This is a genomic window from Streptomyces mirabilis (genome assembly GCF_039503195.1).
GTDB classification, from domain to species: Bacteria; Actinomycetota; Actinomycetes; order Streptomycetales; family Streptomycetaceae; genus Streptomyces; species Streptomyces mirabilis_D.
The window spans coordinates 6,898,086-6,919,430 of the sequence record NZ_JBCJKP010000001.1 but is presented as its reverse complement, the minus strand read 5'-3'; the positions used below and the strand labels follow the sequence as shown (position 1 = coordinate 6,919,430).

The 21,345-nt window shown below is 68.4% G+C and carries 19 protein-coding genes and 1 pseudogene; all 20 read right to left on the bottom strand.

Annotation, left to right across the window (positions count from 1 at the left end; all coding sequences use genetic code 11):
- Positions 1–71: 71 nt before the first annotated feature.
- Entirely contained in the window at positions 72–518 is a 447-nt protein-coding gene (locus AAFF41_RS31950) for a DUF2550 domain-containing protein (protein WP_054233219.1), read from the bottom strand.
- 129 nt (positions 519–647) lie between these two features.
- Positions 648–1,022: a F0F1 ATP synthase subunit epsilon gene (locus AAFF41_RS31945; RefSeq protein WP_054233220.1), complete on the bottom strand. Its 375-nt coding sequence runs from the start codon at positions 1,020–1,022 to the stop codon at positions 648–650.
- A gap of 163 nt (positions 1,023–1,185) precedes the next feature.
- On the bottom strand, positions 1,186–2,622 hold the full coding sequence (atpD, locus tag AAFF41_RS31940) for a F0F1 ATP synthase subunit beta (protein WP_319746212.1): 1,437 nt from the start codon (positions 2,620–2,622) through the stop codon (positions 1,186–1,188).
- Positions 2,622–3,536 (bottom strand): F0F1 ATP synthase subunit gamma, encoded by a 915-nt coding sequence (locus tag AAFF41_RS31935; protein ID WP_054233222.1) that lies wholly within the window; start codon positions 3,534–3,536, stop codon positions 2,622–2,624. The genes atpD and AAFF41_RS31935 overlap by 1 nt, the downstream gene beginning before the upstream one ends.
- A gap of 21 nt (positions 3,537–3,557) precedes the next feature.
- A complete protein-coding gene (atpA, locus tag AAFF41_RS31930) occupies positions 3,558–5,147 on the bottom strand; it encodes a F0F1 ATP synthase subunit alpha (RefSeq protein WP_319746214.1) in 1,590 nt (529 codons plus the stop codon).
- A 124-nt stretch (positions 5,148–5,271) separates the two neighbouring features.
- Positions 5,272–6,096, bottom strand: coding sequence for a F0F1 ATP synthase subunit delta (locus tag AAFF41_RS31925; RefSeq protein ID WP_319746216.1), 825 nt, complete (start codon positions 6,094–6,096; stop codon positions 5,272–5,274).
- On the bottom strand, positions 6,093–6,641 hold the full coding sequence (locus AAFF41_RS31920; protein ID WP_099920646.1) for a F0F1 ATP synthase subunit B: 549 nt from the start codon (positions 6,639–6,641) through the stop codon (positions 6,093–6,095). Before AAFF41_RS31920 ends, AAFF41_RS31925 begins: the two co-directional genes overlap by 4 nt.
- Before the next feature lie 38 nt (positions 6,642–6,679).
- Entirely contained in the window at positions 6,680–6,916 is a 237-nt protein-coding gene (locus tag AAFF41_RS31915) for an ATP synthase subunit c family protein (RefSeq protein ID WP_015657805.1), read from the bottom strand.
- Between the two features lie 74 nt (positions 6,917–6,990).
- Positions 6,991–7,809 (bottom strand): F0F1 ATP synthase subunit A, encoded by an 819-nt coding sequence (gene atpB / locus AAFF41_RS31910; protein ID WP_487007382.1) that lies wholly within the window; start codon positions 7,807–7,809, stop codon positions 6,991–6,993.
- 225 nt (positions 7,810–8,034) lie between these two features.
- On the bottom strand, positions 8,035–8,472 hold the full coding sequence (locus AAFF41_RS31905; protein ID WP_054233227.1) for a Cg1360 family ATP-synthase-associated protein: 438 nt from the start codon (positions 8,470–8,472) through the stop codon (positions 8,035–8,037).
- 284 nt (positions 8,473–8,756) lie between these two features.
- Positions 8,757–10,139 (bottom strand): MraY family glycosyltransferase, encoded by a 1,383-nt coding sequence (locus AAFF41_RS31900; protein ID WP_319746218.1) that lies wholly within the window; start codon positions 10,137–10,139, stop codon positions 8,757–8,759.
- Positions 10,140–10,265: 126 nt separating this feature from the next.
- The gene (locus AAFF41_RS31895) at positions 10,266–11,507 is read right to left on the bottom strand and encodes a serine hydroxymethyltransferase (RefSeq protein ID WP_319746220.1); all 1,242 of its coding nucleotides are present in this window, start codon (positions 11,505–11,507) and stop codon (positions 10,266–10,268) included.
- A gap of 112 nt (positions 11,508–11,619) precedes the next feature.
- The gene (locus tag AAFF41_RS31890) at positions 11,620–12,285 is read right to left on the bottom strand and encodes an arsenate reductase/protein-tyrosine-phosphatase family protein (RefSeq protein WP_054233230.1); all 666 of its coding nucleotides are present in this window, start codon (positions 12,283–12,285) and stop codon (positions 11,620–11,622) included.
- Positions 12,282–12,929, bottom strand: coding sequence for an L-threonylcarbamoyladenylate synthase (locus AAFF41_RS31885; protein WP_054233231.1), 648 nt, complete (start codon positions 12,927–12,929; stop codon positions 12,282–12,284). Before AAFF41_RS31885 ends, AAFF41_RS31890 begins: the two co-directional genes overlap by 4 nt.
- 53 nt (positions 12,930–12,982) lie before the next feature.
- Positions 12,983–13,828, bottom strand: coding sequence for a peptide chain release factor N(5)-glutamine methyltransferase (prmC, locus tag AAFF41_RS31880; RefSeq protein ID WP_054233232.1), 846 nt, complete (start codon positions 13,826–13,828; stop codon positions 12,983–12,985).
- 122 nt (positions 13,829–13,950) lie between these two features.
- Positions 13,951–15,027: a peptide chain release factor 1 gene (gene prfA / locus AAFF41_RS31875; RefSeq protein WP_097227448.1), complete on the bottom strand. Its 1,077-nt coding sequence runs from the start codon at positions 15,025–15,027 to the stop codon at positions 13,951–13,953.
- A 137-nt stretch (positions 15,028–15,164) separates the two neighbouring features.
- Positions 15,165–15,386 (bottom strand): 50S ribosomal protein L31, encoded by a 222-nt coding sequence (gene rpmE, locus AAFF41_RS31870; protein ID WP_033323852.1) that lies wholly within the window; start codon positions 15,384–15,386, stop codon positions 15,165–15,167.
- 184 nt (positions 15,387–15,570) lie between these two features.
- Positions 15,571–16,707: an LCP family protein gene (locus tag AAFF41_RS31865; RefSeq protein ID WP_319746222.1), complete on the bottom strand. Its 1,137-nt coding sequence runs from the start codon at positions 16,705–16,707 to the stop codon at positions 15,571–15,573.
- A 208-nt stretch (positions 16,708–16,915) separates the two neighbouring features.
- Positions 16,916–18,787, bottom strand: coding sequence for a trypsin-like serine protease (locus AAFF41_RS31860; protein WP_343325034.1), 1,872 nt, complete (start codon positions 18,785–18,787; stop codon positions 16,916–16,918).
- Positions 18,788–18,912: 125 nt separating this feature from the next.
- Positions 18,913–20,957: pseudogene (gene rho / locus AAFF41_RS31855) on the bottom strand (transcription termination factor Rho).
- Positions 20,958–21,345 lie beyond the last annotated feature (388 nt).

The following is a 21,345-nucleotide window of genomic DNA, read 5'->3' as shown; positions in this document are numbered from 1 at the left end:
CCGCCAAGCACCATTGACGCTCCCCGGACTTCGTCCGGGGGGACCCCCACCCAGCGAGTGAGTGTGGCCTCTCAGGCCACATTCACTCGCTGTCCGGGCGGGGCCGCCTCCAGCCACGCGAGGAAACCGGTCAGCGCGTCCTCGCTCATCGCCAGTTCCAGCCGGGTACCCCGGTGCACACAGGCCAGGATGATCGCGTCGGAGAGCAGGGCGAGCTCCTCCTCGCCGTCCGGGGTGCGGCGGCCGGCCACCTCGATCGCCGAGCGTTCCAGCACGCGGCGCGGGCGGGGGGAGTACGAGAAGACGCGGTACCACTCGATGCGGTCGCCGTTGTAGCGGGCGACGCCGTAGCCCCAGCCTTTTCCGTTGGGGTCGCTCTTCTCCGGGACGTCCCAGCGCAGGCTGCAGTCGAAGGTGCCTCCGGAGCGCTGGATCAGCCGGCGGCGGAGGCCGAAGACGAACAGCCCCACCACCACGAGCGCCACTACCAATCCGCACACAGTCAGAGCGAGGACCATCGACACCGACCTCCTCGTCTCCTAGGTAACGGAAAAGAAAAAACCTCCGCATTTGCCTCAGCCGCGGCGGGGTCCGGAGTGATCCGGTCCCCGCCGCGGCTGAGGCAAAGCATCACACAGCGCGGCGACTCAGCGCGCCGACACCGCCCGCAGACGGACGTCCGCGCGGCGCTCGGCGGAGGCATCGCCCTCCGCCTTCGCGCGCTCGAGCTCCCGCTCCACGCGCTGGACGTCGATCTCGTCCGACAGCTCGGCGATCTCGGCCAGCAGGGACAGCTTGTTGTCGGCGAACGAGATGAAACCGCCGTGCACCGCGGCGACGACCGTTCCACCATCACTCGTACGGATGGTCACCGGGCCCGACTCCAGCACACCGAGCAGCGGCTGGTGACCGGGCATGACGCCGATGTCGCCGGACGCGGTACGCGCGACGACCAGGGTGGCCTCGCCGGACCAGACACTGCGGTCCGCGGCGACGAGCTCGACGTGCAGCTCAGCAGCCAAGGTGGGCTCCTCGGGTCACCACCCGGCATGGCCGCCGGGTGTTGGGTCAAAGTCTAATGGGCGTACGGAGGGGGACGGGACGCGCCCCGCGAGGTGCGGCCCCGTCCCCCTCCTTTGCGAACACGAGTTCCTCAGGAACCGGAGCCCCTCAGGTACGCGAGGTTCAGGAGACGCCGAGCTCCTTGGCGTTGGCCTTGAGGTCCTCAATGCCACCGCACAGGAAGAACGCCTGCTCCGGGAAGTGGTCGTACTCACCGTCGATGATCGCGTTGAAGGCCGCGATCGACTCGTCCAGCGGGACGTCCGACCCGTCGACGCCGGTGAACTGCTTGGCGACGTGGGTGTTCTGGGACAGGAAGCGCTCCACGCGACGGGCGCGGTGGACAGTGAGCTTGTCCTCCTCGCCGAGCTCGTCGATACCGAGGATCGCGATGATGTCCTGGAGGTCCTTGTACTTCTGCAGGACCGACTTGACCCGCATCGCGGCGGCGTAGTGATCCGCCGCGATGTAGCGCGGGTCCAGGATGCGGGACGTGGAGTCCAGCGGGTCCACGGCCGGGTAGATGCCCTTCTCGGAGATCGGACGGGAGAGCACCGTCGTCGCGTCGAGGTGGGCGAACGTGGTGGCCGGGGCCGGGTCGGTCAGGTCGTCCGCGGGGACGTAGATCGCCTGCATCGAGGTGATCGAGTGACCACGGGTCGAGGTGATGCGCTCCTGGAGGAGACCCATCTCGTCGGCCAGGTTCGGCTGGTAGCCCACCGCGGAGGGCATACGGCCGAGCAGGGTCGAGACCTCGGAACCGGCCTGCGTGAAGCGGAAGATGTTGTCGATGAAGAACAGCACGTCCTGGTTCTGGACGTCACGGAAGTACTCCGCCATCGTCAGACCCGCGAGGGCCACGCGCAGACGGGTGCCCGGGGGCTCGTCCATCTGCCCGAAGACAAGCGCGGTCTTGTCGATGACGCCCGAGTCCGACATCTCCTCGATGAGGTCGTTGCCCTCACGGGTGCGCTCACCGACACCGGCGAACACGGAGACACCGTCGTGGTTGTTGGCGACGCGGTAGATCATCTCCTGGATGAGCACCGTCTTGCCGACACCGGCACCACCGAACAGACCGATCTTTCCACCCTTGACGTACGGGGTGAGAAGGTCGATGACCTTGACGCCGGTCTCGAACATCTCGGTCTTCGACTCGAGCTCGTCGAAGCGCGGGGCCTTGCGGTGGATGGTCCAGCGCTCGCCCTCGTACTTCTCGTCGGAGTTCAGCACCTCACCGAGGGTGTTGAACACCTTACCCTTGGTGAAGTCACCGACCGGGACGGTGATGCCCGTACCGGTGTCGGTGACCGCGGCCTGGCGGACCAGACCGTCGGTGGGCTGCATGGAGATCGTGCGGACCAGGCCGTCACCCAGGTGCTGGGCGACTTCCAGGGTCAGCGTCTTCTTCTCGCCGGCGTTGGCCGGGTCGGCCACCTCGACGTGAAGGGCGTTGTAGATGTCCGGCATCGCGTCGACGGGGAACTCCACGTCGACGACCGGGCCGATGACCCGGGCGACGCGGCCCGTGGCAACGGCCGTCTCAGAAGTCGTCGTCATTACTTGTCACTCCCCGCGGTCGCGTCGGCAAGGGCTGCGGAGCCACCGACGATCTCGCTGATTTCCTGGGTGATTTCGGCCTGGCGGGCCGCATTGGCAAGACGGGAGAGCGTGGTGATCAGGTCTCCCGCGTTGTCGGTCGCCGACTTCATCGCGCGGCGGGTGGCGGCGTGCTTGGAGGCAGCCGACTGGAGCAGCGCGTTGTAGATACGGCTCTCGACGTACCGGGGCAGCAGGGCGTCGAGGACGTCCTCCGCCGACGGCTCGAACTCGTACAGCGGAAGGATCTCGCCCTTGGGCGCCTCTTCCGCGACCTCTTCGAGGCGCAGTGGCAGCAGGCGGCCGTCGACCGCGTTCTGCGTCATCATCGAGACGAACTCGGTGTAGACGATGTGGAGTTCATCCACGCCGCCGTCCGCCGTCGCCGTTTCGATTGCCTCGATGAGCGGAGCCGCGACCTTCTTGGCGTCCGCGTAGGTGGGCTCGTCGGTGAAACCCGACCACGACTCCACGACCTTGCGCTCGCGGAAGTTGTAGTGGGCCAGACCGCGGCGGCCGACGATGTACGTGTCGACCTCCTTGCCCTCCGCCTCAAGACGGGCGGTCAACAGCTCCGCCGCCTTGATGGCGTTGGAGTTGAAGGCGCCGGCCAGTCCGCGGTCGCTCGTGAGGAGCAGCACCGCGGAACGGGTCGCCGTCTCCGCCTCCGTGGTCAGCGGGTGCTTGGTGTTCGAGCCGGTGCCGACCGCCGTGACCGCGCGGGTGAGCTCGGTCGCGTACGGCGCGGAGGCCGCCACCTTGCGCTGCGCCTTGACGACGCGCGAGGCGGCGATCATCTCCATCGCCTTGGTGATCTTCTTGGTCGCGGTGACGGATCGGATGCGACGCTTGTAGACCCGGAGCTGGGCTCCCATGAGTCAGGTCCCTTCCTTACGTCACTTGGCCGCGGCCGGAACGTCTTCGCCGAGAAGCTTGCCGTCCGAGGTCTCGAACTGCTTCTTGAAGTCCGCGATGGCGTCCGCGATGGCCGTGAGGGTGTCGTCCGACATCTTGCCGCCCTCCTTGATGGAGGTCATGAGTCCCTGCTCCTTGCGGTGCAGGTACTCAAGAAGCTCCTTCTCGAAGCGACGGATGTCGGCGACCGGTACCTCGTCCATCTTGCCGGTGGTACCGGCCCACACGGAGACGACCTGGTCCTCGGTGGCCATCGGCTGGTACTGAGCCTGCTTGAGCAGCTCGACCAACCGCTGACCGCGCTCCAGCTGGGACTTCGACGCGGCGTCCAGGTCGGAACCGAAGGCGGCGAACGCCTCCAGCTCGCGGTACTGGGCGAGGTCCAGGCGGAGTCGGCCGGAAACCTGCTTCATCGCCTTGTGCTGGGCGGAGCCACCGACGCGGGAGACCGAGATACCGACGTTCAGGGCCGGACGCTGGCCGGCGTTGAACAGGTCGGACTCCAGGAAGCACTGGCCGTCGGTGATGGAGATGACGTTGGTCGGGATGAACGCCGACACGTCGTTCGCCTTGGTCTCGACGATCGGCAGACCCGTCATCGAACCGGCGCCCAGCTCGTCGGAGAGCTTCGCGCAGCGCTCCAGCAGACGGGAGTGCAGGTAGAAGACGTCACCGGGGTAGGCCTCGCGCCCCGGCGGACGGCGGAGCAGCAGGGACACGGCGCGGTAGGCGTCGGCCTGCTTCGAGAGGTCGTCGAAGATGATGAGGACGTGCTTGCCCTCGTACATCCACTGCTGGCCGATGGCCGAACCGGTGTACGGCGCAAGGTACTTGAAGCCGGCCGGGTCGGACGCCGGGGCGGCGACGATGGTCGTGTACTCCAGCGCGCCGGCCTCTTCGAGGGCGCCACGCACGGAGGCGATGGTCGAACCCTTCTGACCGATGGCGACGTAGATGCAGCGGACCTGCTTCTTGGTGTCGCCCGAGCGCCAGTTGTCGCGCTGGTTGATGATCGTGTCGACAGCCAGCGCGGTCTTGCCGGTCTGACGGTCGCCGATGACCAGCTGACGCTGGCCACGGCCGATCGGGGTCATCGCGTCGACGGCCTTGTAGCCGGTCTCCATCGGCTCGTGCACCGACTTGCGGACCATGACGCCCGGGGCCTGCAGCTCGAGGGCGCGGCGGCCGGTGGTCTCGATCTCGCCGAGGCCGTCGATCGGGTTGCCGAGCGGGTCGACGACGCGGCCGAGGTAGCCCTCGCCCACGGCGACGGACAGCACCTCACCGGTGCGCTGCACCGGCTGGCCCTCCTCGATACCGCTGAACTCGCCGAGGACGACCGCACCGATCTCGCGCTCTTCCAGGTTCAGCGCGAGACCGAGGGTTCCGTCCTCGAACTTCAGCAGCTCGTTCGCCATCGCCGAGGGAAGGCCCTCGATCTTGGCGATACCGTCGCCGGCGACGGTGACCGTACCGACCTCCTCGCGCGAGGCCGCGTCCGGCTTGTACGACTGGACAAAGTTCTCCAGCGCGTCCCGGATCTCCTCCGGCCGGATCGTGAGCTCCGCCATCTGGGTTCCCTGCTCTCCTTGTTGGGCCCGAAGTTTTCTTGGGGGGTCTGGGGTCAGCCCCCAGGAATCCTCTGCACGGCCCAACCAGGGCCGTAAGTACTACGTGGTTACGCGTATTGAGTTGCTACTGGCCGACGATGCGGCGGCGCGCGTCCTCGAGTCGGTCCGAGACGGCACCGTCGATGATCTCGTCGCCGACCTGCACCCGGATCCCGCCGACGACCTCGGGGTCCACGTCGAGGTTGAGGTGCATCGGGCGGCCGTAGAGCTTCGCCAGAGCGGCGCCGAGGCGCTGCTTCTGTCCGTCGCTCAGCGGGACCGCCGAGGTGACGACGGCGACCATGCGGTTGCGGCGATCGGCGGCGAGCTTGGACAGGGACTCGAGTCCCGCCTCCAGGCTACGTCCCCGGGGCGCGGCCACAAGGCGCGTCACCAGGCGTTCGGTGGTCGGGTTGGCCCGGCCGCCGAGCAGCCTGTGCAGCAGCTCGCTCTTGGCCGCCTTCGAGGCGGTGCGGTCGGTGAGCGCGGCGCGCAGCTCGGTGTTCGAAGAGACGATCCGACCGAAGCGGAACAGTTCGTCCTCGACGTCGTCGAGCGCGTTCGCCCGCTGGGCGGCCGTGAGGTCGGCGATACTCGCCAGCTCCTCCAGCGCGTCCACCAGGTCACGCGACTGCGACCAGCGCGAGCGCACCAGGCCGGCCACCAGGTCCGCGGTCGGCCCGCCGACCTGGGCGCCGAGCAGGCGCTGGGCCAGCTCGGCCTTGGCCTCGCCGGGCTGCGCCGGGTCGGTCAGGACCCGACGCAGCGACACCTCGCGGTTGAGCAGCGCGGTGACGGCGGCCAGCTCGTCGGCGAGCTGGACCGCGTCCACGGACGTCGAGTCCGTCAGCGCATCGAGACGCTCACGAGCTGCAGCGAGGGCCTCGCGGCTTGCTCCGTGTGCGGTCATCGAGTCGCCTCGGCCTTCTCCTCGAGGTCGTCGAGGAAGCGGTCGATGACGCGGCTCTGCCGGGCGTGGTCCTCGAGGGACTCACCGACCAGCTTGCCGGCCAGGTCGGTGGCGAGCTTGCCCACGTCCTGGCGCAGCGCCTGCGAGGCGGCCTTGCGGTCGGCCTCGATCTGGGCGTGACCGGCGACGACGATCTCCTCGCGCTGCCGCTGGCCTTCCGCACGCATGTCGGCGATGAGCTGGGCACCCTGCTCCTGCGCCTCCTGGCGCAGACGCGCGGCCTCGTGCCGTGCCTCGGCGAGCTGGGCCTTGTACTGCTCCAGCACGCTCTGGGCTTCGACCTTCATGGCGTCGGCCTCTTCGATACCGCCTTCGATCGCCGCGCGGCGCTCTTCCAGAACCTTGTTGATGTTCGGGAGGAGCTTCTTCCAGAAGAAGAAGAACACGATGGCGAAGGCGATGGTGCCGACGAGCAGCTCGGGACCCGCCGGGATGAGCGGGTTCTGCTCTTCCTCGGCTGCGAGTGCAACCAGGTTGGCGATCACATCAGTGCCTTTCGTCGTTTCGTGTCAGTAAGGGGTGATTACTTACCGAACACGAACGGCATAACGATGCCGATGAGGGCGAGCGCCTCACAGAAGGCGAAGCCGAGGATCTGGTTGGCGCGAATCAGACCGGCGGCTTCGGGCTGACGGGCCAGGGCCTGGGTGCCGTTACCGAAGATGATGCCGACGCCGACGCCGGGGCCGATGGCGGCGAGGCCGTAGCCGATGGAACCGAGCGAACCGGAGACAGCGGCGAGGGTCTCAGTGGCAGCCATGCTGAATCTTCCTTCTCTTTCTTGGACCGGCGGGGGTTGGCCACCGGACGTTCTGGGGCGTGTGGGGCGGTGACTCAGTGGTGCTCGGCGAGAGCGCCCTGAAGGTACGAGCAGGCCAGCAGCACGAAGACGTACGCCTGGACGGCCTGCACGAAAAGCTCGAAGAGGATCATGACGATGGTCATCACGAACGACACACCGGCCGCCGGGACCATCCAGCTGTTCAGCAGGTACCAGGAGGCGACCGTGAACATCACCAGCATCAGGTGGCCGGCGAACATGTTGGCGAAGAGTCGGACCGCGTGCGTGAAGGGCCGGACGATCAGGTTCGAGAGGAACTCGATGACCATCACGAGCGGCAGCACCCCGCCGAGCGACTTGTCGTAGCCCGTCACGTTCTTGAAGAAGCCGACGAAGCCGTGGCGCTTGAACGTGACCGAGACCCAGAGGATCCAGACCAGCGCGGCGAGTACCACCGGGAAAGCGAAGACCGACGAGACCGGGAACTGGGCCAGCGGGATCACGGACCAGATGTTCATGATCCAGATGAAGAAGAACAGCGAGACCATCAGCGGGACGTACTTCTCGCCCTCGCGTTTGCCGAGCGTCTCGTAGACGATGCCGCGGCGCACGAAGTCGTAACCGGCCTCACCGACCATCTGCAGCTTGCTCGGGATCACCTTGGCCTTGCCGAAGGCCGCCCAGAAGAAGGCGACGACAAGGATGGAGGTGAGGAGGGCGAGCAGCATGACCTTGTTGAACTCGAACCCCCCGACCGTGGCGAGCGGCTTGAAGAGGAACGAGTGCAGGCCCGGAGCCGGAAAGCCACACCCGTTGTCGGACATGATCCGACAGCTCCAGTCAAAGGCGAGCTGGGTCTGGTCAGCACTCACCACGGGCTCCTTCGGCGTGACGCATAGGTACGGCAACCTCGTTGTGTCGGCGCGGCGCGCAGCCGCGGTTCGGCACTGGACTGGTGTAACGGATGTGAGGGCGGCTGTGGGGCATCAAGCCTCGCGATTGAGCAGGCGTCAGCTCAGATGCCCGCGCCCGCGATGCCGCAGTTGGCACCGGACGATAGCAGGATCTCCCACATGGCCTTATCCCACCCCTACCCCTCACGACGAGGACCCTGATTTCTCGGGCTTCTCGCTCTTCTCGGGTTCGGGGTCGACATAGAAGATCTTGGCCTTCATGTGCGCACGCGCCTGCGCCGCCATCCACACGACGGTCGCGAGGACGAGGCCGACCGCGAACGCCCTGGGGTTGAACAGAGACGTGTTCTTGAAGAGTGCCACGAAGATCAGGAGCAGCAGGAGCTGGGCCACGTAGAGCATCAGGCCCATCGCCTGGAACAGCTGCGGGAGCGTTTTTGCCGTCCACTGCAGGACGTAGAGGCCGATCCCCATGAAGAGGATGGCCAGCAGTGTGCCGATACCCGCACCGAGCGCACCCTTGCCACCCGCGACCACGCCACTGACGGCGACGGCGATCACGCCGACAGCCGCCGTGGGGACAGCGGTGTGCAATAGGTTCCGGGCGTCATTGGACGGCATGGCGGCAACTCCGCTTGCTTCGGGGGCAGGGTGTCGTCATGGACGAGCGTAGTCCCGGGCTGAGAGAGAACCTCACGCCAAGGGGCCGCCTCACGACGGTCCTTCGGCTCTATCCCGGGTTCTCGTGAACCGTATCACAAACTATTTGATGCGGTCTTTACCTAGAAGGTGTGCTCGCTGTCACACATGAGAGTGAACCCGCGCGTTTGTGCAATATCGAGGGCGACTTGTCTGGTATTGGCGCGGTTTGCCGATGATCCCTCTTGCAGGATTCTTACTTTGCGTCAGCGTGAAGATTCGGCTTTGCGCCCTTCAAGGAAGCGCGCACGGGGCCCAATGGCCGTCGCTCCGTTGACTCCTGAGACACCCGTGGTGACCGGGGAACGGTGTTCGCGGACGCCCTCTTCCTGCTCCTGGGCCGCCTTCTCGTGGGACGTCGGCTCCTCGTATCCGACGGACGCCATGGCCGCCTCCGCCTCGGCCGCCAGGACGACCCTGCGCCGGCGGCGGTAGCGCGGCGGCACCAGGTGCTCGGCCCAGCGCGGGGCACGCGGCGTGAAGCGCGGCAGCAGGAGCAGTACGAGACCCACCGCGCTGAGCGCCGCGATGCCGAGCACGATCCACATGGACGCCGAGTTCACCGAGAAGGCGAGCGCCCCGAAGGCGATCAGCGCCGACCAGAAGTACATGATCAGGACGGCCCTGCTGTGCGAGTGGCCGACCTCCAGGAGGCGGTGGTGCAGGTGGCCGCGGTCGGCGGCGAAGGGCGACTGACCACGCCAGGTGCGCCGCACGATGGCGAGCACCAGATCGGCGGCCGGGACCGCGATGATCGTCAGCGGCAGCAGCAGCGGGATGTAGACCGGCACCGTCTGGTGCACGGTGTTGCGTTCCGAACCGGAGAACAGGTTCATCGCGTCCGGGTCGATCTGCCCGGTGATGGAGATCGCGCCTGCGGCCAGCACCAGGCCGATCAGCATCGAGCCGGAGTCACCCATGAAGATCCGGGCGGGGTGCATGTTGTGCGGCAGGAAGCCCAGACACATGCCCATGAGGATCGACGCGAAGAGGGTCGCCGGGGCGGCGGCCTCGATGCCGTAGCTGTACCAGATGCGGTACGCGTACAGGAAGAACGCGGCGGAGGCGATGCACACCATGCCGGCGGCGAGACCGTCGAGGCCGTCGACGAAGTTCACCGCGTTGATGGTGATGACGACCAGCGCCACGGTGAGCAGCGTGCCCTGCCACTGGGTCAGCGCGACCAGGCCGACGCCGGGGACGGGCAGCCACAGGATCGTCAGACCCTGCATGACCATCACACCCGCGGCGATCATCTGGCCGCCCAGCTTGATCAGGGCGTCGATCTCGAACTTGTCGTCCAGGACACCGATCAACCAGATCAGCGCGGCGCCGGAGAGCAGTGCGCGGGGCTCGTTGGAGTCCGAGAAGACCGCGTTGAGGTTCCGCAGGTGGTCGGCGACCAGCAGGCCGGCGCACAGACCGAAGAACATCGCGATGCCGCCGAGCCGTGGCGTGGGTTCCCGGTGCACGTCACGTGCCCGGATCTGCGGCATGGCTCCGGCCACGATCGCGAACTTCCGTACCGGCCCTGTCAGCAGATACGTCACCGCGGCCGTGATGCAGAGCGTCAGCAGATATTCACGCACGGGCTTCCCCACAGGTCTCGCTGGCCATCTCAGCCCCACACCCTAGCGATGCGCGCATATGGTTGGGGACTTCCGGGTAGCGACGATGGTTGCACGAGTGGCTGTGCACACGTGTGCGTGTACCCCTCACTCGTCCGGATAGGGCGGAAATCTCCCGGCCAGATCCCTTACTTCTTCACGTGCCCGCTTGCTGTCGGCCTCGTCCCGCAGCACCGCCGCGAACAACTTCGCGACCTGCGACATCTCCGCCTCGCCCATCCCCTGCGTGGTCAACGCGGCCGTGCCCAGGCGCAGGCCGCGGACGTCGCCGTGGGGCAGTGCGCAGGTGTCGAGAACCATTCCGGCGGCGGCCAGACGGCCTCGTGCGCTGCGTCCGTCGAGACCGAGCGGAGTGGTGTCCGCGGTGAGCATGTGGGTGTCGGTCCCCCCGGTGGTGACGGCGAGCCCCTCCGCGGCCAGCCCCTCGGCCAGCACCTTCGCGTTGGCGACCACCTGATGCGCGTACGCCGCGAACGCGGGCGTCGCGGCCTCGCCGAACGCGACGGCCTTGGCGGCGATGGTGTGCATCTGGGCGCCGCCCTGGGTGAAGGGGAAGACGGCCCGGTCGACCCGCTCGGCCAGCTGGCTGCCACAGAGGATCATGCCGCCGCGGGGGCCGCGCAGGACCTTGTGCGTGGTGGCGCAGACGATATCGGCGTACGGCACCGGACTGGGCGCCGCTCCCCCGGCGACCAGGCCGATGGGGTGGGCGGCGTCGGCGATGAGATAGGCGCCGACCTCGTCGGCGATCGCCCGGAAGAGCGCGTAGTCGATGTGCCGGGGGTAGGAGATCGCCCCGCAGACGATGGCCTTCGGCCGGTGCGCACGGGCCAGAGTGCGCACCTGGTCGTAGTCGATGAGCCCGCTCTCCGCCTCCACCCCGTACCCGACGAAGTCGAACCAGCGGCCGGAGAAGTTCGCGGGCGACCCGTGCGTGAGGTGGCCGCCGAACGGCAGCCCCATGGCCAGGACGGTGTCCCCCGGCCGCAGCAGGGCGGCGTACGTGGCGAGGACGGCCGAGGATCCGGAGTGGGACTGCACGTTGGCGTGCTCGGCGCCGAAGAGGGCCTTGGCCCGCTCGACGGCCAGGCGCTCGGCGACGTCGACGATCTCGCAGCCGCCGTGGTGGCGGGCGCCGGGATACCCCTCGGCGTATTTGTTCGCCAGCGGCGACCCGAGGGCGGTCAGCACCGCCTTCGAGGTGAAGTTCTCGGCCGCGATCAGCTGGAGCGTCGTCGACTGCCGCGCCAGCTCCCCCATCAGGATCTCGGCGAGCTCCGGGTCCTGCAGACGCAGAACATCCGCTTCCAGCGTTTGTGTGACCGGCATGGTGGACTCCGGGCCTCGGCGGGGTGCGCTACGTCCAATGTAGAACCGGGACCGGTGGGACGCCCGGTATTACGGCCTATCGGGCGCTCCACAAGAAAACGCCCACACCGACCTACGCGCGCGCCCGCACCCCCGTCAGCGCCGTCACCACCGGATCCAGTGCCTCGTTGATCTCGTCGCCGATCGAACGGAAGAACGGCAGGGGCGCACCGTACGGGTCGAACACCTCGTCCGCCTCCGCCGTCGGGGCCAGCAGCCACCCGCGTAGAGCGGCCGCGGCCCGCACCAGGGCACGGGCCCGTTCGACCACACCGTCCTCCAGGGGAGGAAGCGTGGCGGGGTCTATGGCGCGGACCAGCCTGGTGAACTCCTTCAGGGTGAAGGTGCGCAGGCCCGCGGAGTGGCCCATGGAGATGACCTGGGCGCGGTGGTCGCGGGTCGCGGTGAGGACCAGGTCGGCCCTGATGACGTGGTCGTCGAGGAGCTCGCGGCCGACGAAGCCGGAGGGGTCCGCGCCGAAGTCCGCGAGGACCGTCTCGGCGTTGGCCTCCATGGGGGCGCCCTCGTGCCCCCAGGTGCCGGCGCTCTCGACGATGAGGCCGCCCCACAGGGGGTCGCCCAGCCGGTCCGCGAGGGCATGGCGGGTCAGCCGCTCGGTGATCGGCGAGCGGCACACGTTGCCGGTGCTGACGTGGAGGATGCGGAAGGACCCCCTGGGGGACCCATTGGTCCCCGTGATCCCCGTGCCTATGCCACGCCCCGCGTCAGGGGCTGTCAATTCGCCACCTCGAGGTCGGGTACGACCTTCCGGAGCTCCTCCGCCGACAGCGCACCCGCACGCAGCAGGACCGGCACCTTGCCGGTGACGTCGACGATGGAGGAGGGAACGTTGCCGGGGGTCGGACCGCCGTCGAGGTACACGGAGACGGAGTCGCCGAGCATCTCCTGCGCGGCGTCACAGTCCTCCGGCGCCGGGTGGCCCGTGAGGTTCGCGGAGGAGACGGCCATCGGGCCGACCTCCGTCAGCAGTTCGATGGCGACCGGATGCAGCGGCATACGGATGGCCACCGTGCCCCGGGTGTCGCCCAAGTCCCACTGCAGGGACGGCTGGTGCTTGGCGACGAGGGTGAGCGCACCCGGCCAGAACGCGTCGACGAGCTCCCAGGCCATCTCGGAGAAGTCCGTGACGAGGCCGTGCAGGGTGTTCGGGGAGCCGATGAGGACAGGGGTGGGCATGTTGCGGCCCCGGCCCTTGGCCTCGAGGAGGTCGGCGACGGCTTCCGAGGTGAACGCGTCGGCGCCGATGCCGTACACCGTGTCCGTCGGGAGGACCACCAGCTCGCCACGGCGAACGGCGGACGCGGCCTCACGCAGACCGGTGATGCGGTCGGTCGCGTCGTTGGTGTCGTATCGCCGTGCCATTTAGCGGGCCTCCTCGTACACGTACTGCTGGCTGGGGGTCACGATGCGCGCGCTCACGGCATCGCCTTGCGGGCGGTCGCGAACCGCGGCCGGTTGTTGAGGTCGGGGTGATCGGCCGCGTCGGCCCAGCCCCGCTCCTCGGTGAAGATCCACGGCACCTGCCCGCCCTGGGTGTCGGCGTGCTCGATGACGACGACGCCGCCGGGGCGCAGCAGCCGGTGCGCCGTGCGCTCGATGCCACGGATGAGGTCCAGTCCGTCCTCGCCCGAGAACAGGGCGAGTTCGGGATCGTAGTCCCGGGCCTCCGGCGCCACGTACTCCCATTCCGTGAGCGGGATGTACGGCGGGTTGGAGATCACCAGGTCCACCTGGCCGTCGAGGTCCCTGAAGGCCTCCAGGGCGTCTCCCTGGCGCAGGTCGACCCTGGACCCCTCGACGTTCTTGCGCGTCCACTGGAGGGCGTCCTCGGACAGCTCCACGGCATGTACGCGGGAGCGCGGGACCTCCTGCGCGAGCGCGAGCGCGATGGCGCCCGAGCCGGTGCACAGGTCGACGATCAGCGGCTCGACGACATCCATCGCGCGGACGGCGTCTATGGCCCAGCCGACGACGGACTCCGTCTCCGGACGCGGGACGAACACCCCGGGGCCCACCTGGAGTTCCAGATAGCGGAAGTAGGCGTGCCCGGTGATGTGCTGGAGCGGCTCGCGGGCCTCGCGGCGCGCGGTCACCTCCCAGTAGCGGGCGTCGAAGTCCACGTCCTTGACGGTGTGCAGCTCGCCCCGCTTCACGCCGTGCACGAAGGCGGCGAGCTCCTCCGCGTCGTTGCGCGGCGAGGGCACGCCGGCGTCGGCCAGCCGCTGGGTGGCCTGGGCCACTTCCGCGAGCAGCAGGTTCACGCTGGTCCTCCGGGGCTGAGCTGTTGTCGTACGGCTTGACGAGCAGGGCTTACGGGTACGGCCTCACAAAGCTGCGTCCGGCCGTCCGGCCGTTGCGCCGTTCGGCCGTCCGCCGTTCCGCCTTACGCGGCCGCGAGCTTCGCGGCCGAGTCGGCGTCGACGCACGCCTGGATCATCGCGTCGAGGTCCCCGTCGAGCACCTGGTCCAAGTTGTACGCCTTGAATCCGACGCGGTGGTCCGAGATGCGGTTCTCCGGGAAGTTGTACGTGCGGATCTTCTCGGAGCGGTCGACGGTGCGGACCTGGCTGCGGCGGGCGTCCGCGGCCTCACGCTCCGCTTCCTCCTGCGCCGCGGCGAGGAGCCTGGAGCGCAGGATACGCATCGCCTGCTCCTTGTTCTGCAGCTGGCTCTTCTCGTTCTGGCAGGAGGCGACGACTCCGGTCGGAATGTGCGTGATGCGCACCGCGGAGTCGGTCGTGTTGACGGACTGGCCGCCGGGGCCCGACGAACGGTAGACGTCGATGCGCAGGTCGTTCGCGTGGATCTCGACGTCGACCTCCTCGGCCTCGGGCGTGACCAGCACACCGGCCGCGGAGGTGTGGATACGGCCCTGCGACTCGGTCGAGGGCACCCGCTGCACGCGGTGCACCCCGCCCTCGTACTTCAGGCGCGCCCAGACACCCTGACCGGGCTCGGTGGCACCCTGGCCGCCCTTGGTCTTCACCGCGACCTGGACGTCCTTGTAACCGCCGAGCTCGGACTCGGTGGAGTCGATGATCTCGGTCTTCCAGCCGACGCGCTCGGCGTAGCGCAGGTACATGCGCAGCAGGTCGCCGGCGAACAGGGCCGACTCGTCGCCGCCCGCGCCCGCCTTGATCTCGAGGATGACGTCCTTGTCGTCGCTGGGGTCGCGCGGGACCAGCAGCAGGCGGAGCTTCTCGGTGAGCTCCTCGCGCTGCTTCTCCAGTTCCTTGACCTCGGCCACGAAGTCGGGATCGTCGGCGGCGAACTCCTTCGCCGTGCCGATGTCGTCCCCGGTCTGCTTCCAGGAGCGGTACGTCGCGACGATCGGGGTCAGCTCGGCGTAGCGCTTGTTCAGCTTGCGTGCGTTGGCCTGGTCGGCGTGGACCGACGGGTCAGCGAGCTTCTTCTCCAGATCGGCGTGCTCGCCGATCAGTTCCTCGACCGCCTCGAACATCTCCGGCTCCAATGGACTGTCCCCAGCTCCATCATGGGCTCAGGGACGTAGGTAAGACGAATGTGGGGGCTGCACCGCAAAGCGCCGGTCCCGGCGCCCCCGTGCCGGGGACGCCGAAGACCGGCGCTGTGGGCTCGCTACTTCTTGGCAGCGGCAGCCTTGCCGAAGCGGGCCTCGAAGCGGGCCACGCGGCCACCGGTGTCGAGGATCTTCTGCTTGCCCGTGTAGAACGGGTGGCACTCGGAGCAGACCTCGGCGCGGATGGAGCCGCTGGAGATCGTGCTACGGGTGGTGAACGACGCGCCACAGGTGCAGCTGACCTGCGTCTCGACGTACTCGGGGTGGATGTCGCGCTTCAAGGTGTCTCCTAGTTTCGGGAGGGCGCCGGGTCGCCACCGCGGGATGCGGGTGCGTGAACCGGAGCCGACGTACCAGTCTGCCAGGACTGGCGCCATCCCCCAAAACCGGGGGCTTGGGCGATCTATTCCCGAGCCTGTGTACGGGGCTCGTACGGCCCTCGGCGCGGCCTCCGTACCGGCGCAGCTACGAGCTGACGACGCCCTTCGCGGTGCCCGTGGCCGTGCCCTTCGTGGCCGCCTTCGGGATCGCGCGGTCGTTCTTCAGGGCGGTCCACACCAGCTGCGCCTTGGCCTTGTCGACGAGGACGCGGTTGGCGTCCGCGCTGTCGTACTGGACCGGCATCGTCACCATGTTCATGTTCGACGAGCTGATGCCCTTGAGACCGTTGGCGAAGGACGCGAGGTTCTTGACCGTGCCGAGGTCGGAGTCGGTCGTGACGGTCTTGGTCGCGGTGTCGGCGAGGTCGTACAGCTTCGTGGGGCTGGACAGCACGCCGATGTGCTTGACCTGGTTGACCAGGGCCTTGATGAACGCCTGCTGGAGCTGGATGCGGCCGAGGTCGGAGCCGTCGCCGACGCCGTGCCGGGTGCGGACGAGGCCGAGCGCCTGCTGTCCGTCGAGGGTGTGCGTGCCGGCGGTCAGGTTCAGATGGCTGTCGGGGTCCTTGATGTTCTTGGTGGTGGTCACCCGAACACCGTCGAGGTCGTCGATGAGCTTCTGGAAGCCGCTGAAGTCGACCTCGATGTAGTGGTCCATGCGGATACCGGACATGGATTCGACGGTCTTCACCGCGCAGGCGGCGCCGCCGGTGGAGTACGCGGAGTTGAACATCACGCCGGTCGCGGCGGCGTGGGTGACACCCTTGGCGTCGGTGCAGGAGGGGCGCGGGACGAGGGTGTCGCGGGGTATGGAGACCACGCTGGCCTTCTTGTGGCCCTCGTATAGGTGCACGATCATCGCCGTGTCCGAGCGGGCGCTGCCGTCGTCGGTGCCGCCGCCCAGCTTCTTGTTGCTGCCGGAGCGGGTGTCGGAGCCCAGGACCAGGATGTTCTCGGAGCCGTTGTCGACCTTCAGCGGCCGGTCGGTACCGAGGGCCTGGTTGATGTCGACGGTCTTGATGTTGCCGTTGAGCTTGAAGTACAGGTACCCGGCGCCGGTGCCCCCCAGCACCACGATGCCCGCCGCGGTCCAGGCCGTGATGAGCAGGGCCTTGCTGCGCGTGCTGCGCGGCTTGCGGCGGCTGCCCTTCGCGCGGCCTCGCGGGGCGCTCGTTCCGGGATCACCCGGTGTGCCGGGTTCCGGCATGCTCTCGGCAGACATGGGCTCCTCTTGTCCTCGCTGCGGTCGGTTACCCCCTGCTTTCAGGGCCAAGCCCGGTCCGGTGCGCCATGTAGTTCCTCATGGTCGCTCCGTACGGTCAGACGGGGAAACTCGGGCAAGGGTTGCACAACGCACTGTGCCCACCGCGTGGCGCGATGGGCACAGTGCGTGACGGGTGAGTTCGGGGAAACCCCGCTCACCTGCGATTTCAGCCGAAGATGTCGTACTGCTTGAAATCAGTGCCGATCTTGATGGCTGTGGCAAAGATCTCGCTGGTCGCCTTGCCCGTACCGGGGTAGAGGTAGAGCGTGCCGGCGGGCGTACGGGCCAGGAAGTCGGCCTTGCCGTCACCGGTCACGTCGCCCACCGCGTCGAAGGCGTTGTAGCCGGCCCAGGTGCGCACCTTGATCCGGCTGGAGAACGCGCCGGAGCCCGCGTTGCCGGTGCCCTTGAAGAGGTAGACGTACGAGCCGGTGGTGCTGCGCGCGATCAGGTCGGCCTTGCCGTCGCCGGTGAAGTCGCCATGGGCGCGCAGGGAGTTGTACTGGTTCCAGCCGGAGCTCACCTTGACGCGGGCCGAGAAGGTGCCGTTGCCCTTGCCCGGGTAGATCCACAGGACGCCGCCGGAGTCGACCGAGAGGAGGTCGGGCAGGGCGTCACCGGTGACGTCGCCCGGGGCGACGACGCGGGTGCGGGTCTTCCAGTCGCTGAAGAGCTTGGTGTCGGCCCACTTGCCCGTGGACGGCAGGTAGTGCCACCAGTGGATGTCGCCGTTGGAGGTGCGGCGCTCGACGACGTCCTGGTAGCCGTCCCGGTCCAGGTCCGTCTGCAGGACGACGTTCGACGCGCTCCAGCCGCCCCACGACTGCCGGGCGCCGAACGAGGTCCCGTTGGAGTCCTTCTCGTACAGCGTCTTGGTGGAGGAGTTGCGGACGAACAGGTCGGCCTTGTGGTCACCGCTCAGGTTCGTGTCGTCGACGCGCGGGTAGGCGGCACCGACGTACGTGCTGACCTTGGTGAAGACGCTGTACGCGCCCTTCTCGACGCAGTCCACCACGCCCCAGGAGACGACGCCCACGACGCGGCCGCCGACGATCAGCGGGCCGCCGGAGTCGCCGTTGCAGGCGGAGGTGGTGCCGGTGTCGCTGCCGGTCGCGGGGTTGCCCGCGCAGACCATGTGGCCCTTGATGAACTCGGCCTTGTAGTAGCCGCCGCACGTGGCGTCGGACTTGATGGGCAGCGTGGCCGTCTTCAGGGTCCCGGAGATGTCCTGCGTGGCCGAGGAGGTGCGGCCCCAGCCGTAGAGCGTCGCCTTGGTGCCGGAGGCGTACGAGGCGGTGTCGCCCGACGTCGTCATCCGGATCGGCTTGGCCTTGACGGGCCCGTCCAGCGTGAGGACCGCGATGTCGTTGTCGACGGTCGACGCGTTGTAGGAGGGGTGGTTCCACTGCCGCAGGACGGACGTGGCGGTGCCGCCGTGCAGATCGGTTCCACCTGCCGAGGGAAGCTGAGAAGTGCCGGTCACGACGGCGCCGTGGACCTTCCAGTCGTAGCCCTTGACGCAGTGCGCGGCGGTGAGGATCTTCGTCGGCGAGACGACGGAGCCGCCGCAGAAGAAGCCGACGTCGTCACTGGTGTTGCTGGTGCCCTTGTCGTCGAGGTACCAGAGCTGGGCCATCCACGGCGCCGTGGTGATGGTGGTCGTGGTGCCGCCGATGATCTTCGGGTCGACGGAGGCGCCGCTCGTGTTCGCGCTCGCACCTGTGCTCGTACCGGTGGTCGCGGTCTTGCCCGAGCCGGTACCTGTCGTACCCGTACTCGCACTCGCACTCGCACTCGGCGAGGACTTACTCGTCGGCTGTCCGGCCGTGCCGTCACTCGCCATGGCCCCGCCGATCCGCTTCTCCAGCGTGGCCAGGCTCGGCGAGGTGCCGCTCGTCTTGGCGAGCGGAGCCGGCTGCGCGGTGGCGGCGTTCGCCGACGACATCAGGAGCGCACCCCCGACGGCCGCCGCCAGAGCCGCCGCCGCGACGGGCACGGCGATGCGTATCCGGCGTCTGTGACGACCGCGCCCGGACATGGAGGTATCCACTCAAGTCCCCCTGAGACTCATACGTTGAAAGAGAGCGCGATCGTACATGTGTCCCAGGCAGCACAAAGGGCCGCCCCCGTCACGGGGAGCGGCCCTCAGCTGTGCGGATGTCGTCAGTCGTTGCCCGGCATCGGCGTCGTCTTCTGGATCTGCAGCAGGAACTCGGCGTTCGACTTCGTCTGCTTCATCTTGTCGAGCAGCAGCTCGATCGCCTGCTGCTGGTCGAGCGCGTGCAGCACGCGACGCAGCTTCCAGGTGATGGCGAGCTCGTCGCTGCCGAGCAGGATCTCTTCCTTACGCGTACCGGACGCGTCGACGTCCACCGCCGGGAAGATGCGCTTGTCGGCGAGCTTCCGGTCGAGCTTGAGCTCGGCGTTGCCGGTGCCCTTGAACTCCTCGAAGATGACCTCGTCCATGCGGGACCCGGTGTCGACGAGCGCGGTCGCGAGGATGGTCAGCGAGCCGCCGTCCTCGATGTTGCGCGCGGCACCGAAGAAGCGCTTCGGCGGGTAGAGGGCCGTCGAGTCGACACCACCGGACAGGATGCGGCCGGAGGCCGGGGCGGCGAGGTTGTACGCACGGCCCAGACGGGTGATCGAGTCGAGCAGGACGACGACGTCGTGGCCCAGCTCCACGAGGCGCTTGGCACGCTCGATGGCGAGCTCGGCGACCGTGGTGTGGTCCTCGGCCGGACGGTCGAAGGTCGAGGAGATGACCTCGCCCTTCACCGACCGCTGCATGTCGGTGACCTCTTCCGGACGCTCGTCGACCAGGACGACCATCAGGTGGCACTCGGGGTTGTTGTGCGTGATCGCGTTGGCGATCGCCTGCATGATCATGGTCTTGCCGGTCTTCGGCGGGGCCACGATCAGACCACGCTGGCCCTTGCCGATCGGTGCGACGAGGTCGATGATGCGGGTCGTCAGCACGCCCGGGTCCGTCTCCAGGCGGAGGCGGTCCTGCGGGTAGAGCGGCGTCAGCTTGTTGAACTCCGGGCGGCCGCGGCCGTGTTCGGGCGCCATGCCGTTGACGGAGTCCAGGCGCACGAGCGCGTTGAACTTCTCGCGGCGCTCGCCCTCCTTGGGCTGGCGGACCGCGCCGGTGACGTGGTCACCCTTGCGCAGACCGTTCTTGCGGACCTGGGCGAGGGAGACGTACACGTCGTTCGGGCCCGGCAGGTAGCCGGACGTACGGATGAACGCGTAGTTGTCGAGGATGTCCAGGATGCCCGCGACGGGGATCAGGACGTCGTCGTCGGCGAGCTGCGGCTCGTTGGTGGCGAACTCGTCGCGGCCACGACGGCCCCGACGGTCGCGGTAGCGCCCGCGACGGCCGCGACGGCCGCCCTCGAAGTCGTCGTCGTCCTGCGGGCCGTTGTCACGCTGCTGGCGGTCCTGACGGTCCTGACGGCCGCCGCCCTGCTGCTGGCGGTCCTGACGGTCCTGACGCTGCTGACCGGCGCCGCCCTGGCCCTGGCCCTGCTGCTGCTCGTCGCCCTTGCCACCGCGGCGGTCACGGTCACGGCCGCCCCGCTCGCGGTCGCCACGCTCGCCGCGGTCACGGCGGTCCCGGCGGCCCTGCCGACCGTCGACGCCGTCACCGGCATCGGACCTGGTCTCGGCGGGGGCCTCGACGGCGACGGCCTTCGGCTCGCTCTTCGCCTCGGCGGTGACCGTCTCGGGGCTGCCGGCCTCGGCCACGGCACGACGACGGCGGCGCTCACCCGCGGGGGCGTCGTCGCTGGCCGGCTGGCCGGGGATCTCGATCTGCTGCTGGGCCACGGCCTTCTCGGCCGCGGGCTTCTCGGCGGCCTTCTTCTCGGCGGCCGGAGCGGCGTCGTCGCCGGTACGGGCCTTGGAGGTGGCCCGGCGCTTCGGCTTGGTCTCGGTGGCGGCCTCGGCGGTCTTCGCCGGGGCACCCCCGCCCGCCTGCGCCTCCTTGATGACCTCGATCAGCTGGCTCTTGCGCATCCGCGCGGTGCCCCTGATACCGAGGCCGGACGCGACCTGCTGCAGCTCGGCCAGCACCATGCCCTCAAGGCCGGTACCGCGGCGCCGCCGGAGCCGGCACCGGAGGCAGGCGAGGCAGAGGCGTCCGTGGCGGGCGCGGCAGCGGTCTCCTCGACACGTGCGCCCATCAGATCGGTGGTGTCGCTCACGAAGGGTCCTTCCCTGGAGCGGACGTCGGCCTGTCTGGCTCGGCGACCGGTTGTGCTGTCCGGCATTGGTCCTTGCTGTGTGGACCGTGCCGGGGCGGTGGTCCGCCAAAGAGGCGGAAGACATATCTGGTGATGACGATTCCGGAGCCGTGGCACTGAATTGCGGTGTCATCGGCACGGTCACGCCGGTTCCGGAGCGTGCTCAGCACTGCTCAGCGCATAGCACCCAATGCATGGCACAAAGCAGTTTGGGAGGCTCCCGGAAGAATGGTTGTCCCGGACGGGGACACGAAGCACCTCGCCATGGTGGGGTCGGGTGCAGACTTGAGGTTAACACTACCGGATCCAACAAACATTCCCCCTCTCCAAATCCGGCAACCGCGCGCTT